Raw genomic sequence first — 16,253 nt, 5'->3', positions numbered from 1 at the left:
TCACGCTCCAGCATTCGTATTCTGACTTTTGCTGGTGTAGCGCTTCCGGTTTGCATGGGCGACACTGCGTTTTCAGCGGAATTGCCGAACGCAACGACGTTCAACGTCGATCTGACCTGGTTGATGGCGGCGGCGGGCCTGGTCATGTTGATGCAGGTCGGTTTCCTGCTGCTCGAAGCGGGAATGGTCCGGTCGAAAAATTCGATCAACGTCGCGCAGAAGAACCTCCTCGATTTCGTCTTCGGGGTTGTCGGTTTTGCTGCCATCGGTTTCATGCTGGCCTTCGGCCGGTCCGCTGGCCTGCCGTTCGGCTGGGATGCGGACTTCTACTTTCTGAGGAACCTCGACTCCTGGGAGTCGGGTTTCTTCGTCTTCCAGATGATGTTTTGCGGCACGGCAGCCACCATCGTCTCCGGTGCCGTCGCCGAGCGGATGCGGCTCTCGGTCTACGTGTTCGGCTCCGTGTTCCTGTCGGCCTTGATCTATCCGGTCTTCGTGCACTGGGCCTGGGGGTCTGCCCTGACCGAGCAGACCTCGGCCTTTCTGGGCGCGCTCGGCTTTGTCGATTTTGCCGGTTCGACCGTCGTGCATGCGACCGGCGGCTGGGTGTCGCTGGCCGCCTGTCTGGTCATCGGCCCGCGGATCGACCGGTTTGATGAGGCCGGGCGGCCGATCCGGATTGCCGGTCACAATCCGGTTCTGTCGACCACCGGTGCCTTTCTCCTGTTCATCGGCTGGATCGGCTTCAATGGCGGGTCCACCCTGCATGCCAATGCGGATATCGCGCCGATCATCATGAACACCGTGCTCGCCGGGGGCATGGGAACCTGCGTCGGTTACCTGATCGGCTATTTTCAGGATGGCGCCATCCTGCCGGAAAAGTCGAATGGCGGCATGCTGGGCGGATTGGTGGCCGTGACCGCCGGCTGCCACCTGCTGGAGCCGGGAGGTGCTTTAATGATCGGCGCGATCGGCGGCGCCGTCGCCCTGTTCGGCAACGCCTTCATCGAGTCCCGGTTGAAGATTGACGATGCGGTTGGCGCCATCGGCATCCACGCCCTTGCGGGCGTTGTCGGAACGCTCGGGGTGGCCTTGCTCGCGCCGGTCGAAAATCTGCCGACCGGCGGGCGGCTGGCGCAGCTCTATATCCAGGCCGTTGGCGTCGGTATAAATTTCTATTGGGCGTTCGGCCTGGGTTACGCGTTCTTCTGGGTCCTGAGCCGGACGATGAACCTGCGGGTGACCGCAGAAGACGAAGAAGCGGGGCTCAACACCGCAGAACATGCCACGCGCCTCGGCGTCGGCCATGTGGAGGATGCGATTGCGGATCTGCTCGACGGGCAGGCGGATCTGGAGAAGCGGCTGACCGTGGTGCGCGGCGATGAATCGGAGCGCCTGACAAGGCTGTTCAATCGGCTGATGGACAATGTCGAACAGGATGAGCGCAACCGTGTCGAACTTCTGGAGCTGAAGCGGAACCAGGAGGAGGCCGAACGGGTGGCGGCCCTTGCCAACACCACGTTCGAAGCGATCGTCATCCACATCGACGGATGGATCGTTGATGGCAACCAGCAGCTGGAAAACCTGATCGGCCTGCCGCTCTCCGAGATCGCCGGGCGACCCTTGAGTGATTTTCTCGACAGCGGAACCGGGCCTGATCTTCAGACGCTGATGACGCTGAATGATGACAGCATCCACGAGGTGATGCTGTTGCAGAACGAGGGCGGCCATATTCCGGTGCAGGTGAGGGGGCGCGACATCCGCTACCGCAACGAAAAGGCGCGGATCGGCTGCCTCGTTGATCTGCGGGAGCGCAAGGAGGCGGAACGACGCATCCGTTTCATGGCGTTGCATGACCCGCTGACGGAGCTGCCGAACCGCACACTGTTTTCCGAGCGGCTGGACAGTCTCGTCAATTGGGCGGATCGCGGCGCCCGCTGCGGCGTGGTGCTTGTCGATATCGATCACTTCAAGGACATCAACGATATCCACGGCCATCAGGCGGGTGATGTGGTCATCCGGGAGGTCGGTTTGCGGCTGCAGGCGCAGGCGGGTCCCACCGATGTCGTCGCCCGTCTTGGGGGCGATGAATTTGCCGTCATCCTCACCAAGGCCGCCTTCGCGAGCCAGCTGGAGGATTTTGCCCACCGGGTGCTGCGGGCGATGGCGGCGCCCGTCATCATTGGCCAGGGCGACAAGGTGCATGTGGGCGTCAGCATTGGCGGCGCCCTGTGTCCGGATCATGCCGGCGATGCGGAAACGTTGATCGGTTGCGCCGACATTGCCCTTTACAAGGCCAAGGATGGCGGACGCAGTACCGCGCGGATCTACAAGCCCGGCATGAACGAACTCATCGAGAAGCGCCGTGCCCTGGAGACGGACCTGGAACTGGCGCTGGAGCGTGGGGAACTGGAGCTTTACCTCCAGCCGCGCATCGATACGGTGACGGCACAGATTTCCGGCTACGAGGCGCTGGTGCGCTGGAATCACCCCGTTCGGGGGCTGATCCCTCCGTCCGATTTCATTCCGGTCGCGGAAGCCTCGGGTCGCATTATTCCGCTCGGGCGCTGGGTAGTGGCGGAAGCCTGCCGGATGTTGCCGCATCTCGGCGGGCGCCGCATCAGCATCAATGTCAGCCCCCTGCAGTTCCGCCACACGGACTTTGTCTCCAACCTGATGGATGTGCTGCGCAGCACACGGGCAAATCCAGCGCTGATCGAACTGGAAATCACCGAAAGCATGCTGCTGGACGATGACAAGCGCGCCGTCCAGATCCTGAAGGATCTCAAGCAGGTCGGCTTTTCGATCGCGCTCGACGATTTCGGCACCGGCTATTCATCGCTCAGCTATCTGTCGCGTTATCCCTTCGATTCGATCAAGATCGACCGCAGCTTCGTGTCGAATGTCGATGCTTCGGAAAAGGAGCAGGCGATCATCCGCACCATTATCGGGCTTGGCGCCAGTCTGGGCATGAAGATCGTGGCGGAAGGCGTCGAGAGGATCGAGGAGGCCCTGTTCCTCTGCGAAGCCGGCTGCGATGAACTGCAAGGCTATCTGCTGGGACGCCCGGTTCCCTTCCAGGAGCGGATCATCAAGGTCGAGGCTGCGACCGCCACGAAGATGGTGTCCGTTGCGGCGCCGGATGCGCGCCGGAGCGCAGAGGTCAATGACGTGGTGGCGATGGCGCGTCGTTACTAACCGTCAGAAGCAAAGCCGCGGTTTTCACCGCGGCCTCAAGCCTTCAACGGAAGTGTTGTTCGGAAATCAGGCTGCGCGTGCCAGTTCCTGCGTGCGGCTCTGTGCCGCTGCCATGGCCTTTTCGACCGCTTCCGGACCGAAAGCGAGACCTTCCACGTAGAGAACTTCCACATCGGTCATGCCGAGGAAGGCCAGGACCGTCTTGAGATACGGAACCGCATGGTTCATCGTGGCGGCCGGGCCATCGGAATAGACGCCGGCGGCAGCCAGGACGATGTAAACCTTCTTGCCGGTGACGAGACCTTCCGGACCGTTGGCGGAGTAGCGGAAGGTGATGCCGGCGCGGGCAATATTGTCGATCCAGCTCTTCAGGCCGGAATAGATGTTGAAGTTGATAAGGCCGGTACCGATGACGATCTGGTCGGCGGCAAACAGTTCGGCGATCAGTCTGTCCGAAGTTTCGGCTGCAGCGGCTTCTTCCGGCGTGCGGTCAGCAGGAGCCTTGCGAATGGCGGAGGTGGTGACGGTATCGAGATGCGCGATCGGCTGGGTGCCGAGGTCGCGATTGGTCACGGTGGCACCGCTGGCACTGGCCAGCGCAGAGGCGAGATCGGTCGCGACCTTGGTGGAAACGGACTCGGCACCGCGCGGGCTGGAGGTTACGAGAAGGATCTGAGACATCGGATGGGGTCCACTGTGTTGATGGGAGGCGTCAGTAAGAATCTGCGTCGCCCCTACTTAGGAATGGACACCTATCGAGAAAATCCGGATAATATCGAACGAAGCAATCGAATTAATGGATAGACGCATGGATGCGAACCCGACACTGGACCAGTTGCAGGTTTTTCTGGCTGTGGCAGAGACCGGCAGCTTCACGGGTGCGTCGCGGCAGATGAACCGGGCGCAGTCTGTGATCAGCTACACGATCGGCAATCTCGAGGCGCAGCTTGAGGTCTCACTGTTCGACCGCAACGGGTCACGCCAGACGAAACTGACGGAGGCCGGTAAGGCGCTGCTCGCCGATAGCCGCCGGATTCTCTCCGATCTGCAGGTGATGCGGGCTCGCGCCAAAGCCTTGAAGCAGGGCCTGGAGGCGGAGGTCACGCTTGCGATCAGCAATATGGTTCCCACCGATGCCATCGTCGATACGCTCGCCGAATTTGGCAGCCGTTATCCGGCAGTCTCGCTCAGCCTGAATTCCGGCGAGCTCGGTATGGTGATGGACCTGGTGCTGAGTGGCAAGGCGTCGGTCGGTGTCGGAGGGGCTCTGCTGCGGCCCGAAGATACGCTGACGGTCCAGAAGATCGGCCATTCCTACATGATCCCTGTCGCCGCCGCCGAGCATCCGCTTGCCAAGCTCGGCAGGCCGTTGATGCGGGCCGATGTGCGCGAAGAGGTCCAGCTTGTCGTCACCGATGCCTCGGGCATCACGCATGGTCGGAACTTCAACGTCCTGTCCTACAAGGTCTGGCGGGTCAGCGATATCGCCACGAAACACCAGCTGATCCGTGGCGGGCTTGGTTGGGGAGGGCTGCCGGCGGCGCTGGTGCGCGAGGATCTGGCGAGTGGCCGGCTGCGGGCGCTTGAGATCGATGCTTACGAAACCAGCGAATATCCCTTGTATGCCATTCGTCGGATCGCAAACCCGCCAGGCCCCGCGACGCAGTGGCTGATCGAGGCGCTGACCACAAGACTGAGCCGATGTCCAAGTCGTGAAAGCTTCAACGACATATTGAAGGGCATTATCTCGTTCGACCATAAAGTCGCGGCGGAGTAGGCCCTCATGCTCTCTACGATGACGCGATCCTTGGGTCGCCAAGTGGTTGATTCTAAAAATCTCGCAGTGAACCGAACTCAACGCCCGGCGTAATGTTATGCACTATCTTTGCCGAGGAGGGTGTCGTCGGGTGCAGAATTTCGAGCTGATCGTGATCGCCGGTCAAGGCGTCGTCAGCGATGAGGTGAGACAAGCTTGGGGCGCGGCCGGCGTGCTGTTGACAGGGCCTGTGGAGCCGGACTCGGTGAATTTCGAAGCGGTGCGCCGCACGGGCGGCGTGTTGATGGACCTGTCGCTGGATTCGGCGACACTCTTCACGTTGTCGGAAAAGATGATGACGCTGAAAGTGCCGTTCCTGTTCATCGTGACGCACAACGAAGCGCCGGGCGCAGTTCATCCCTTTGTGCTGTCTAAGGAGCGCGAAGACCGGGAGGCGATCCTGGATGCGCTGGCGCGCGAAGCGGACGAATACCACTCCAACATTCTGCACTGAAGCCGGTGGATGACCGGGTACGCCGATCTCAGCGGCGGGACTGAGGCCGTGCGAGGTTGTGGAGGAGGTGAAAGAGCAGTTGGGTCAGCTGACGCTTCTGGAGGATTGGCGAGGTGCCCGCAGTCAGCGCCTGCCTTGCCTGCCGCAGGGCTTCTTCGGAGAGCCGGCGTGCATCCGCCTCTCGCGGACAGAACCGCCGCGCCATGCGTTCGACCTCGTGTTGCAGCAGTGTCTCCCCTGGTGCGGGAGGATCCGGACGACCATGCTGAGGCGTCACGCGTCGATTACCCACATTGCCTGCTCCTCTGCTTCACGCCTGGGGAAATGGAGTGGGCGTCGGGGGGAAATGGAGTGGGCGTCGGGATGTTCCCGTACGCTCTCGTACGGAGAAGCGCGCAATTTTCCCGAAGGGATGGAACTCGGGCCCAGGTTTCTTGTTCGTCCCCTGCGACGTGGGGAGGGCGTTAGACAGACTGCCGCTCCCGGACCACGTTTCATGACCAGCGTCCAAACCGGAGGCCAAACCGGAGGGAGGAGTGCGTGTGACCGACCCGGCAGCTCTGATGCAATTAAATCGCCTGTTGTCCCTCCTGCCGGAGCAGGTCATTCTGCAGCTCAAGGCGGTTGGGGAACTCGTGCATCTCGACAAGGGCGAGATACTCGTCCGGTCGGGCACTGCGGTCACGCATGTCTATTTTCCCGTCTCCGGCATCGCCTCGGTGGTCGCCGTGTCGGCCTTGGGCAAGCGGGCTGAAGCGGGGCTGGTCGGGCGCGAGGGCTATTCGCCCGCCGTCGCCATCGCCGGAGCAGAAGATGCGCATAGTGACGTGATCATGCAGATCGCGGGACGGGGCTGGCGGTTTCCCATCGCCGCCTTCGAGCGACTGCAGCAGGAAGAACCGGTCCTCCAGCAGCTGATGGTGAGGGCGTTGCTCGCCTTCAATGCCCAGGTCGCCGCAACGGCTCTGTCGAATGCGGTGCACAGCGTCGAGGAGAGGCTGACGCGCTGGTTGCTCATGTGCCACGACAGGGTCGATGGCAACGAGATCGCTTTGACGCATGACTTCATCGCTTTGATGCTGGCGGTGCGGCGTCCCAGCGTCACTTCCGCACTGCATGTGCTCGAAGGCCACGGTTTCATTCGGTCGGAGCGCGGGCGCATCACCATCCGCAATCGTGTGGCGATGGAACAGTTTGCCCGGGATGCCTATGGCAAGGCCGAGGGTGATTATCGCCGCCTGATGCGGCTGTCGTTCAGGGATGCCGATCTCGCCACCGCCTGAGCCGGTCGCGCTTCCGTGCTGTCAGCCTTACGGGTTGCCGATCAGCCGGGAATATTCCTCTTCCGGCTTGCCATAGGCATCGCCGGCGAAGGCTTCGAGCGCCTGTCGGTCGCGGATGGTGATGCGTCCACGCTCCGCCCGGATTAGTTTCAGCCCCTCCAGGACATGCAGCGCGGTAGTGACGCTCGGCCGGCGTACGGCAAGCATCAGCGAAATGAATTCGTGCGTCAGGGCAATCTCGTTGCCGTCGACCCTATCGTGGCACATCAGAAGCCAGCGGGCGAGGCGCTCGTCGATGCTGTGGACGGCGTTGGAGAGCGCGGTGAAGGAAATCTGCGAGCCGAAGGCCTGGATGTAGCGGGCGAGCAGGTTGGAGAAGACAGGGCAGGCGGAGAGGCAATGGCTGAGATCCTCCCGCTTGATGCGCAGCCCGTCGCCTTCGACCTGCATCAGCACCTCGTGGATGCTGATCGTGCCCCCGACCCCCGCCGGTGTCGGCGAAAATCCCTCCCGGCCGAACATGCCAGCCTCCGCCTTATGTCCTTCCGGAGACACCGTGACCACCGAGCCGATCCCCGTGAACGGAAAGTAGACGTAATCGATCGGTTCATCCGGCTTGACGATGACGAAGCCCTTGCCGAGCTCGATCGGAGCGAGCGCCGCCGCCACGATCTGGAATTCCTGTTCAGGGATGAGAGACAGCAAACGATTGCGCATCTGTGACTTCTGGTAAGCGGACATGGCTCTCGCTGGCTGGGGCAAGTCGATGGTGCTCTGCCATTCCTGCCCCTGTGATTTCAGTCGGTTGACCCCTATAGCATCCTCAACTTCGTGATGGTGGTGCGTACGCTGGCGAACGAAGCTCCTGCAAAAGCAAGGGGTTCGCGGCTACCGCTGCAAAAACGCCGGCGTTTCCGCCGGCGCTGATTTCGTCTCAAATGCTTGCTGCTGCGATCAGAGCACGAGTCGGAACTTGGCGAAGCCTTCCGCCCCGTCGCCGGCATCTTCGATCTTGGCACCCTTGATATCCGCCAAATATTGGCGCCCCTTCGGCCCGCTCTCGAACACGGCCGTCGTTCCGGCCATCGGCTTGAACGACCAGTTGGCATCCGCGGACGGATTGATGGTTCCCTGCTCGATGATGTAGCGGACGATCACGTCGCGGTTGGTGTCGGGGGCCACCAGGATCACCTTGTCGCCGGCGATCTCCGGGAACTTGCCGCCGCCGCCGGCGCGGTAGTTGTTCGTCGCCACGACGAACTTCTGGGCCGGATCGATAGGCTTGCCGTTGAACATCAGATCAACGATGCGATGCGAATCCGGGTTCGTCAGCTTGCCGTCGCCGTCGAAGCGGGCAGGCTGCGACAGGTCGATCTGGTAGGTGACGCCATCGATGACATCGTAATTGTACGACGGGAACTTCGGGTTCAGCAGTGCCGCATCCTTGGCGCCGGGTTCAACCCGGTTGAACATGCCGGCCGACATTTCCAGCCAGTTCTTGACCTGCGCGCCGGTGATCAGCACCGCCTGCACCGTGTTCGGATAGAGGTAGAGATCGGCGACGTTCTTGATCGCGATGTCGCCTGCCGGAACGTCGGTGAAGTAATCCGGCCCCCCGCGTCCGCCGGCCTTGAACGGCGCTGCGGCCGACAGCACCGGATAATCCTTGTACTGGCCTTCCTTCAGCAGGTCCTTGACGTACCAGGTCTGGGCAATCGACACGATCTGCACGGACGGATCATCCGCCACCAGCGCGAAATAGGAATAGAGCGGCGCCGACGTCTTGCCGACCGGGCGGCGGACGTAGGCGAGCGTCGCCTCATGTTCGGCCTTCACGGCGGCGACGATCTCCGGCTTGTCCTTGACGTCGGCGATCACCTTGCGGTTTTCGTCGCGGTGGTAGATGGGCCGAGCCTCGGTGGTGAAATCCACGACCTTCCAGCCCGCGCCGTCCTTTTCGATCAAAAGATCGATCAGGCCCATATGCGAGCCCCAGAAGCCCGCCATGACGGCCGGCTTGCCCTGCAGCGTGCCCTTCTTCGCATCGACGCCGGCAATACCCTCGAAATCCTTCGGGCCGGGGAAGACCAGATGCTGGTGACCGGTGAAGATCGCGTCGATCCCCGGAACGCCGGCAAGATACAGCGAGGCGTTTTCCATCCGCTCGCTCTGGCCGGTGCCGTCGATGCCGGAGTGGGAGAGCGCAATCACGATGTCGGCGCCCGCTTCCTTCATCGCCGGCACCCAGGCTTTGGCCGCGTCAACGATGTCGCGTGTCTGCGCCTTGCCTTCCAGGTTCTTGGCATCCCACACCATGATCTGCGGCGGCACGAATCCGATGAAGCCCACCTTGACCGGGCTCGTATTGCCGGCGCCGTCCTTGATCTGCTTTTCGACGATCACGTAGGGCTTGAACATCAACTCGTCCTTTGTCGGATCGGAAGCGAGTTGGCCCTTCGTGAGGTTGGCACAGACGATCGGGAAGTTTGCGCCGGCGAGAACATTGTTCATGAACTCGAGGCCATAGTTGAATTCGTGGTTGCCGACCGTTCCGCAATCGTAACCCAGCACGTTCAGCGCCTTGATGACCGGGTGCAGGTCGCCGGCCTTCATGCCCTTCTCATAGGCCATGTAGTCGCCCATCGGGTTGCCCTGCAGAAGGTCACCATTGTCCACCAGCATCGAATTGCCGGCTTCGGCGCGGATCTGGTCGATGATGCTTGCCGTGCGCGACAGGCCCATCGTGTCGTTGGGTTTGTCGCCGTAATAGTCGTACGGCATGATGTTCACGTGGATGTCGGTCGTCTCCATGATGCGCAGATGCGCCTGGTTGGCCTGCGCGCGGGCTGCGAACGGATGCAGCATCACGAGCGCCGAGCCGGCGGCGATGCCGCCGAGCAGCGAGCGGCGCGTCAATGTGGGTTGAGTGAACAAGAATGACATGGAGTTCTCCCTCAGTCGTTTGCGGCGAAACTGTAGGGCGAATGTCATGCCAACGCATCAGGAAAATGACAGGCCACCGAATGGGAAAAATGCCGGCCCGGGCACTGCCTTTCCGCCCTGCCATGCCGCCAACGTACGTTTCCCTTACCGTCTGCCATTGGCCATCAAAACGCGCTGCGGCGGTGCACTGGGCGAGTTTGCTGCAATCTGCTTGTGGTAATGTTTGAAGTACGAGTTGATCTGGGCCGTGGTGTTGGTGGTTTCGGTGAGCTTGATGCCCATTTTGCCGGCCCGATACCAGCGGATTGTCCCTTCGATGAAACCCAGTTCGCTGGTCCGCAGGCGCACCGCGCTGCCTGGCTTGGCACCGATCCAGTCCTTGAGGCTGATGCAGATTCCCGTTCTCGAAATGTCGACGAACCGGACTTCGACAACCTCGTCACCCGAATACAGAAAGCCGGCGAAATGACACCGGAGGCGCTCCGCGCGCCGATTGTCTCCTGGTTTATGGCTCATGCGACGCTGTTCCCCGAGAATCTGTGATAAGTGCTCGGTTATCAACGCCGGAATTCATTGCGCAGCGGTTGAAGGGAAGGTTAATATTTTAATCGTCCCAACACATCATTTTTAAGTGTTTTAGCAGTTACGCATTAGGCCGCCAGCCGCGCGCGTGCCACGGGCAGCAAACGCTCATGCTGTCCGAAACGATGGATTTGCATCTGCTTCGGTAAATGCAGTCCCGTCAGCGACTGCGCGAGCTGCGATTGTGGAAGAATCGAAAATACGAAGCGACTTTCGCCCAGGCATTGGAACTGCGGTCGAACTGCAAGCCGAGGCGGGTGCCCTGGCACCACTGGACGGTGCCGTCTATCAGGCCGAGTTCGGGGCTCTCGACCCAGATCCTGGCGCCGGTTCGCGCCGACAGCGGGCGTGACAATTCCAGTGCCAGCCCGCTTCCCGACAGGTTGAGGACGCGTCCTTCCGTCTGCTCGTTGAAATAGCGCACTTTCGTTTCGATGCGGCAGCGGCTGCGCGGAGCCTTTCGCGCCTTCAGCATCAATGCCTGCATCATCCCGCCTCCCGAATGCACCTCATTCTGGTTGCATCCTGCAGCAGGGCGGTTGCGAAACCGTTACCGGCGCCACGCGCGATCTTGCAGAACTACAAAGGCAGGATTTGAGGGGCAGGCGATGTCTGCCGGTCAGTAATTGCAGCCGCGCCCCTCAAGGCCGAACTCACCCGTGCCATCATCGACAATATGCATGTCGCATTTGCGGCCGGCAGGAGCGGCGATCGGTCCAAGGCAGACGGATCCATTGGGCGTATAGATTTCGACATACCATTCATGCCCGGCATAGGTGTCGAAACCATTGTGCTCGTCGGGTTGGGCCAGCGCATATTCGGCCAGAACCCCGTCGAAGTTCGCCCAGTAGATGCGATAGGCGAACATCGTGTCGTTGGTGAAGCGGATGGAGGCCTTCTGACGGGTCTTGGGCGAGGCAGGCTGTTCGATGCCGCAGGCATCTCCCTGGTCCTGCGCGCGCGCTTCCGCGATCGGTAAAAAGGGTGAGGGCAGAACTAGTGCAAACGCGGCCGGTGTCACGATCAATAAGGTCCGCACGAGTGCGCGCATACCAAGTCCCCCTTTTAGAGCCTGTCGGAAATTGTTCCCCTCTGGAAGTATTGCTAGAAATTGGGCGGATTTTCGTCAAGTAGAACGCCGCTTTTTATTTTTACGCACGGCACACGCTGCTTGAGCGGCGCTATGCCCGGTCGATGCGGCACTGATAGCAGTTGTTGCGGGCTGAGCGCACATGCACATAGGCAATCTCGGTGCGTTCCAAAAGCGCTTTTGCCCGGCCGATGATGTCGGACGTCGCCGTCACCGCGCCGGTGCCGTAGACGATTCTGTCGTCATGGCCATAACCGCGCAGGATGTAATCCGGGCTCTCCAGCATCGGCGGCAGGACTTCGCTTGCCGCGTATCGCCGGCAGGCCCGTGCGTGCAGAAAGATCGGGCCGGTCTCCGCATAGGGCTGGAGGGCCGAGAAAGGGCGATAGGCGAGCAGCAGCATCTCCTCGCCTGCCTCGATCATGCCAAGGCAATGACGGCAGGGCATGCCGCCCGGCGAGGTCATTCGTTCGGGGCGGGCGCCATAGGCATCCGGTTCTCCGGCACGAAAGGCATCGGCTTCGGGTTCGGGGATGGGGGTAAAGTGAAGGGCAGCCATGATTGTCTCCTGTGCTGATCTGGACAGGAGGAACAATGGCCGGATGGTGAAGGACCCGCCACCCGATTCCTGCAGGACGGTGCCAGCGCTCAGTCGCGTTTGGCAAGCGCCAGCAGTTCGGCATCCGACATCGGCTCAACCCAGGCTTCGCTGGTGCCGACCGGTGCAAAACCCATCATCTGATAGAGCGGTAGCGCGCGCGGATGATCGAGCGTGTTGGTCGTCACCGTGACCTTCTTCGGGTTCATCTGCCAGGCGGAATAGAGCGCCTGCAGCAGGAACCATTTGCCGATGCCAAGTCCCAGGGCATGTTCGAACAGGCCGAAATAGGCAAGTTCCACCACGTCGTCGTTCAATCGGTTGAGTTCGAAGAAACCCGCCGGGGCGCCGTTCACATAAAGGACGGTCACCGATACCCGCTCGTCGCGAAGGGCTGCCTGCAACTCGTCGTCCGACTGGCGAAGGCGCTTGTACCAGTGCCAGCGCTTGCCCACCTGCCGATAGAGGTAACGGTAATAATGCAGCGGGATATCCTTCGCCACGATGATGGCCGTATGCAGGTTGACCGGCATCGGCAGGCTCTGGCGCGGCGGGGACGTCATCTCAAGCCGCGTGACATGCGCCTTGATCGGCCCGTGTTCCGGCTGTTCCAGCACATCGGCGGGACCGGTCACCACCGGCGTATCGGCCCGGCCGCCCCATTCCGACCAGGAGCCGTCATAGAGCGAATTGTTGGTGTGCCCGAGCGATTCGAGCGCGAGTGTCACCACGGCGGCGGTGACGCCGGAGCCGCAGCTGGTGACGACCGGCTGGGAGAGGTCAATGCCCGCCTCGTCCATCAGGGACTTCAGGCTGTCGAGATCCTTGAAATGGCCGCCTTGCGACAGGCTGGCAGCGGGCAGGCTGCGGGCCCCCGGCATGTGGCCGGAGCGCATGCCTTCGCGCGGCTCCGGCTCTTCTCCGGTAAAGCGCCCGGCGCCGCGGGCATCGACCACCTGGGCGGAACCACTCTCGACGATGGCGCGCATCTCGTTCAGCGTCGTCACCCGGCGGCCTCGGAATTTCGGCGTAAAGACCGCCGGCTCCGGTTCCGGCAGTTCGGTTTCGAGCGGGCGCCCGTCCTTCTTCCAGCCATCCAGCCCGCCATCGAGCACATAGACCTTCTCGGCGCCCATGGCCCGCAGCATCCACCAGACGCGCGGCGCGGAAAAGAAGCCCTGACCGTCATAGACGACAATCACATCGCGCTCGCTGATCCCGAGCTTGCCCATTTCCTCGGCAAAGAATTCCGGCGAGGGGAGGGAGTGCGGAAGACCCGTGGTGTGATCGGCAATCGCATCCTGGTCGAAGAAGACAGCGCCCGGAATGTGTCCTTCTGCATATTCGACCGCACCGTTGCGCTTCTGGGCCGGAAGATACCAGGAGGCATCGATGAGGCGAAAGCCGGGTTTGCCCAACTGCTGTTCGACCCAATCGCCCGAAACGACGAAGCGGCTTTTGCCGGTGCTCATGCTGTTCTCTCCATGTGTCGGCAGGAGAGCGGCCGTATCCGTCATGCGTCCTCGGCGCCTGTGCCGAACCGGATGCGGAACCGACGGTTCTCCTTGCCCTTCTTTTCGATCTTGGCGATGTGAATCGCGCCGACCTCCTGGGTCTCCGAAACATGTGTGCCGCCGCATGGCTGGCTGTCAACGCTCAAGTCTTGGCCGATGCAGACAAGACTGACGCGCCCCAGCCCGATGGGAGGACGCACATTCTTGGATTTCACGATCCCCGGATTGGCGATCAACTCCTCGTCGGTGATCCACTGAACGAAGACGGGATGATTTTCCGCAACCAATTGCATCAGCTTGTCGGTGACGTCCTGCCTGTCGATCGTCTCGCTCATGTCGAAATCGACACGTGATTCCTCTTCGCCGACGGCAGCACCGGTGATCGGATAAGGGCAGACGACGGAAAGGAGGTGGCAGGCGGTGTGCATGCGCATCAGCCGGTAGCGGCGCGCCCAGTCCACATGCAGAACCACCGTTTCCCCCGGCTCGGGCTTCGGCTGGTCATCGAGAGGGACGTGAAGGATGGTTTCTTTCGTTTGACCATGCCGGGTCTGGCCCAGCAGGATCCGCGAACCGTCGGCGCGTTCGAGAAAACCCGTATCCCCCGGCTGGCCGCCGGAGGTCGCATAAAAGCAGGTCTGGTCAAGTTCGATGGCGCCATCCTCGTGGATGGCCGTCACCACACCCTCCGCCGTCGAGAGATAGAAATCGTCGCGGTAGAGGGCCTTGGTCATCAAAAACTCGCTTCAGGTCAGACGGTCTGGAAGGGAACGGTAATCGTCCGCTTTTCTACCAGCCATGCCGGCACCGGCAAGCCCTTTGACGTGAGGAAGTCCGGATTGAAGAGCTTGGACTGGTAGCGGTTTCCGTAGTCGCAGAGGATGGTCACGATCGTGTGGCCCGGACCGAGGTCCTTGGCGAGCCGGATCGCGCCGGCAATATTGATGCCGGACGAACCGCCAAGGCACAGACCCTCATGCTCCACCAGGTCGAAGACCAGCGGCAGGGCTTCCGCATCGGAAATGCGATAGGCAAAATCCGGCGTGAAACCCTCGAGGTTCGCCGTGATGCGGCCCTGGCCGATGCCTTCGGTGATGGAAGAGCCTTCGGATTTCAGCTCCCCATGCGCATAATAGTCGTAAAGGGCCGCCCCATCCGGATCGGCAAGGCCGATCTTGATGGCGGGGTTTTTCGCCTTGAGGCCGATGCCGGTGCCGGCGAGCGTGCCGCCTGAACCGACGGCGCAGATGAAGCCGTCCACCTTGCCACCCGTATCGCGCCAGATTTCCTCTGCCGTCGTCTCGATATGCGCCTGGCGATTGGCGACATTGTCGAACTGGTTGGCCCAGATCGCGCCGTTCGGTTCGGTCTTCGCCAGCTCCTCGGCCAGCCTGCCGGATACTTTGACGTAGTTGTTCGGGTTCTTGTAGGGAACCGCAGGCACCTCGACCAGTTCGGCGCCGAGAAGCCGCAACGCGTCCTTCTTTTCCTGGCTCTGGGTTTCCGGGATGACGATGACGGTCCGGTATCCGAGCGCCTTTGCAACAAGTGTCAGCCCGATGCCGGTATTGCCCGCCGTGCCCTCGACGATCACGCCGCCTGGTCGCAGCAGGCCCTTGCGTTCCGCATCGCGGATGATGAAGAGCGCCGCACGATCCTTGACGGACTGGCCGGGGTTGAGGAATTCCGCCTTGCCCAGGATCTCGCAGCCGGTGAGGTCGGACGCACCCTTGAGACGGATCAGGGGCGTATTGCCGATCGTCTCCAGGACGGAGGCCGGAATGGAGGCCAGGGGGGAGGAATGAGTGGTCATGAAACTGCCCTATCTTGCAAAACGTGCTTGAGCGCTTTTCCTACGTTGTGGTGTTGCGGGCAAGGAATTCCGTTCTCACCAAAGACCATCCCCGGCAAAAACGTCCCGTGCTGCGCCGTCTTCGCGGCCGGGCAGTCATGTCTCGCAACAAACCGCCTGCCGGAAACGGAAAAAGGGCCGGCTTTTCAGCCGACCCTTTGCATAGAACTGTCCGAGGATCAGTTGCAGGTCTTCGGAGCCGACGCGGACTCATTGATGTCGCGCTGGTTCTGGTTCGGAGACGCGTTGCTGCAATCGCCGCTGATCGTCTGTTCCGTACCGGTCGAAGTGCCACCGGAAGCCGAGGTGCCACCGCTGACCGAGCCGGTCGTGCCCGAGTCCGTGGTGCCCGAGGTGGATGTGCCGCTCTGACCAGACGAGCCACCGCTCGAGGTCTGTGCCATGGCGCCGCCTGCGAGGCCAAGAGAAAGGGCGGATGCGATAAGAAGCTTCGAAATCATGTGTTTCCTCCATTCAACGTGATTGTCTGCTTGGGAGTGGGTTGTTCTTTGCTACCCGCTCTAGAAACAGACAGCGGCGCGAGATGTTCCGAAAAAAATCTGGCGCCGCCTGGAGGAAGACTTCCCCTTGATGCCGTCAGCTGAGCTTCAGCGGCATTTGTACGCCCTTCGGAACATAGAGCGGTTTCCGGCTGGCAATCTCGATCCGCTGGAACGTCTGGCGCCGTTCTGCCGCCTCCCGTTCCCGCAAGGCGCGTGCGGCCGCTACGGCTTTCAGGGCATTCTGCACGGTCTCTTCTGCGCGTGTCATAGGGCACCTCTGCGTTTGTTCTCGTTATGTTCTAACTCAGAACGAATCGCCTGTCAATGCGACCATGAGCGAAGGGTGATGAAGGGCGGGAAGTGTCGGAAGACAAAACAAAAGAGCCGGTTCGACAAGCGAACCGGCTCGATAATGTTCAG

The 16,253-nt window shown here is 61.5% G+C and carries 16 protein-coding genes; 5 read left to right on the top strand and 11 right to left on the bottom strand.

Going from position 1 to position 16,253, the window contains the following annotated elements:
- Positions 1–54 precede the first annotated feature (54 nt).
- Positions 55–3,198: an ammonium transporter gene (amt, locus tag G6N78_RS15635; RefSeq protein WP_165220056.1), complete on the top strand. Its 3,144-nt coding sequence runs from the start codon at positions 55–57 to the stop codon at positions 3,196–3,198.
- 66 nt (positions 3,199–3,264) lie between these two features.
- On the opposite strand, the gene G6N78_RS15630 is transcribed toward amt, so the two are convergent.
- Positions 3,265–3,879: an FMN-dependent NADH-azoreductase gene (locus tag G6N78_RS15630; RefSeq protein WP_165220054.1), complete on the bottom strand. Its 615-nt coding sequence runs from the start codon at positions 3,877–3,879 to the stop codon at positions 3,265–3,267.
- Positions 3,880–4,006: 127 nt separating this feature from the next.
- Here G6N78_RS15630 and G6N78_RS15625 point away from each other — a divergent pair, with 127 nt between their 5' ends.
- The 3 genes from G6N78_RS15625 to G6N78_RS15615 all read left to right on the top strand — a co-directional run bounded on the left by G6N78_RS15625 (position 4,007) and on the right by G6N78_RS15615 (position 6,751).
- Positions 4,007–4,975, top strand: coding sequence for a LysR family transcriptional regulator (locus G6N78_RS15625; protein ID WP_165220052.1), 969 nt, complete (start codon positions 4,007–4,009; stop codon positions 4,973–4,975).
- Between the two features lie 130 nt (positions 4,976–5,105).
- On the top strand, positions 5,106–5,468 hold the full coding sequence (locus tag G6N78_RS15620; RefSeq protein WP_165220050.1) for a hypothetical protein: 363 nt from the start codon (positions 5,106–5,108) through the stop codon (positions 5,466–5,468).
- A 563-nt stretch (positions 5,469–6,031) separates the two neighbouring features.
- Complete coding sequence (locus tag G6N78_RS15615) at positions 6,032–6,751, top strand: Crp/Fnr family transcriptional regulator (protein ID WP_165221884.1); 720 nt, start codon at positions 6,032–6,034, stop codon at positions 6,749–6,751.
- Positions 6,752–6,778: 27 nt separating this feature from the next.
- Here G6N78_RS15615 and G6N78_RS15610 read toward each other — a convergent pair whose 3' ends face one another.
- The 9 genes from G6N78_RS15610 to G6N78_RS15570 all read right to left on the bottom strand — a co-directional run bounded on the left by G6N78_RS15610 (position 6,779) and on the right by G6N78_RS15570 (position 15,291).
- Complete coding sequence (locus G6N78_RS15610) at positions 6,779–7,492, bottom strand: Crp/Fnr family transcriptional regulator (protein ID WP_165220041.1); 714 nt, start codon at positions 7,490–7,492, stop codon at positions 6,779–6,781.
- Between the two features lie 213 nt (positions 7,493–7,705).
- Positions 7,706–9,694, bottom strand: coding sequence for a bifunctional 2',3'-cyclic-nucleotide 2'-phosphodiesterase/3'-nucleotidase (locus tag G6N78_RS15605; protein ID WP_165220039.1), 1,989 nt, complete (start codon positions 9,692–9,694; stop codon positions 7,706–7,708).
- A gap of 144 nt (positions 9,695–9,838) precedes the next feature.
- Positions 9,839–10,210, bottom strand: a complete 372-nt coding sequence (locus tag G6N78_RS15600) for a PilZ domain-containing protein (RefSeq protein WP_165220037.1) — start codon at positions 10,208–10,210, stop codon at positions 9,839–9,841.
- Between the two features lie 226 nt (positions 10,211–10,436).
- Entirely contained in the window at positions 10,437–10,766 is a 330-nt protein-coding gene (locus G6N78_RS15595; protein ID WP_234905816.1) for a PilZ domain-containing protein, read from the bottom strand.
- 129 nt (positions 10,767–10,895) lie between these two features.
- The gene (locus tag G6N78_RS15590; protein WP_165220035.1) at positions 10,896–11,327 is read right to left on the bottom strand and encodes a hypothetical protein; all 432 of its coding nucleotides are present in this window, start codon (positions 11,325–11,327) and stop codon (positions 10,896–10,898) included.
- 130 nt (positions 11,328–11,457) lie between these two features.
- Positions 11,458–11,925, bottom strand: coding sequence for a DUF1203 domain-containing protein (locus tag G6N78_RS15585; protein ID WP_165220033.1), 468 nt, complete (start codon positions 11,923–11,925; stop codon positions 11,458–11,460).
- 89 nt (positions 11,926–12,014) lie between these two features.
- Entirely contained in the window at positions 12,015–13,436 is a 1,422-nt protein-coding gene (gene sseA, locus G6N78_RS15580; protein WP_165220031.1) for a 3-mercaptopyruvate sulfurtransferase, read from the bottom strand.
- 41 nt (positions 13,437–13,477) lie between these two features.
- Complete coding sequence (locus G6N78_RS15575) at positions 13,478–14,215, bottom strand: alanyl-tRNA editing protein (protein WP_165220029.1); 738 nt, start codon at positions 14,213–14,215, stop codon at positions 13,478–13,480.
- Between the two features lie 14 nt (positions 14,216–14,229).
- Positions 14,230–15,291: a cysteine synthase A gene (locus G6N78_RS15570; protein ID WP_165220027.1), complete on the bottom strand. Its 1,062-nt coding sequence runs from the start codon at positions 15,289–15,291 to the stop codon at positions 14,230–14,232.
- Between the two features lie 27 nt (positions 15,292–15,318).
- On the opposite strand from G6N78_RS15570, the gene G6N78_RS15565 reads away from it, so the two are divergent.
- Positions 15,319–15,702 (top strand): hypothetical protein, encoded by a 384-nt coding sequence (locus G6N78_RS15565; protein ID WP_165220025.1) that lies wholly within the window; start codon positions 15,319–15,321, stop codon positions 15,700–15,702.
- A 225-nt stretch (positions 15,703–15,927) separates the two neighbouring features.
- On the opposite strand, the gene G6N78_RS15560 is transcribed toward G6N78_RS15565, so the two are convergent.
- Positions 15,928–16,101 carry a hypothetical protein gene (locus G6N78_RS15560; protein WP_165220023.1) on the bottom strand — a complete coding sequence of 58 codons (174 nt, stop codon included), beginning with the start codon at positions 16,099–16,101 and terminating at the stop codon, positions 15,928–15,930.
- Positions 16,102–16,253 lie beyond the last annotated feature (152 nt).

The sequence above is a fragment of the Allorhizobium pseudoryzae genome, assembly GCF_011046245.1.
GTDB lineage: Bacteria > Pseudomonadota > Alphaproteobacteria > Rhizobiales > Rhizobiaceae > Neorhizobium > Neorhizobium pseudoryzae.
The sequence above is the reverse complement of the archived record's forward strand: the minus strand, read 5'-3'. Positions and strand labels throughout refer to the sequence as shown.

Bases quoted from the DNA above. Each gene is read 5' to 3' on its own strand.
- G6N78_RS15595 (WP_234905816.1), bottom strand. From the start codon at position 10,766: ATGATGCAGGCATTGATGCTGAAGGCGCGAAAGGCTCCGCGCAGCCGC.
- G6N78_RS15605 (WP_165220039.1), bottom strand. From the start codon at position 9,694: ATGTCATTCTTGTTCACTCAACCCACATTGACGCGCCGCTCGCTGCTC.
- G6N78_RS15630 (WP_165220054.1), bottom strand. From the start codon at position 3,879: ATGTCTCAGATCCTTCTCGTAACCTCCAGCCCGCGCGGTGCCGAGTCC.
- G6N78_RS15600 (WP_165220037.1), bottom strand. From the start codon at position 10,210: ATGAGCCATAAACCAGGAGACAATCGGCGCGCGGAGCGCCTCCGGTGT.
- G6N78_RS15610 (WP_165220041.1), bottom strand. From the start codon at position 7,492: ATGTCCGCTTACCAGAAGTCACAGATGCGCAATCGTTTGCTGTCTCTC.
- G6N78_RS15590 (WP_165220035.1), bottom strand. From the start codon at position 11,327: ATGCGCGCACTCGTGCGGACCTTATTGATCGTGACACCGGCCGCGTTT.
- G6N78_RS15625 (WP_165220052.1), top strand. From the start codon at position 4,007: ATGGATGCGAACCCGACACTGGACCAGTTGCAGGTTTTTCTGGCTGTG.
- amt (WP_165220056.1), top strand. From the start codon at position 55: ATGGGCGACACTGCGTTTTCAGCGGAATTGCCGAACGCAACGACGTTC.
- sseA (WP_165220031.1), bottom strand. From the start codon at position 13,436: ATGAGCACCGGCAAAAGCCGCTTCGTCGTTTCGGGCGATTGGGTCGAA.
- G6N78_RS15560 (WP_165220023.1), bottom strand. From the start codon at position 16,101: ATGACACGCGCAGAAGAGACCGTGCAGAATGCCCTGAAAGCCGTAGCG.
- G6N78_RS15570 (WP_165220027.1), bottom strand. From the start codon at position 15,291: ATGACCACTCATTCCTCCCCCCTGGCCTCCATTCCGGCCTCCGTCCTG.
- G6N78_RS15615 (WP_165221884.1), top strand. From the start codon at position 6,032: ATGCAATTAAATCGCCTGTTGTCCCTCCTGCCGGAGCAGGTCATTCTG.
- G6N78_RS15585 (WP_165220033.1), bottom strand. From the start codon at position 11,925: ATGGCTGCCCTTCACTTTACCCCCATCCCCGAACCCGAAGCCGATGCC.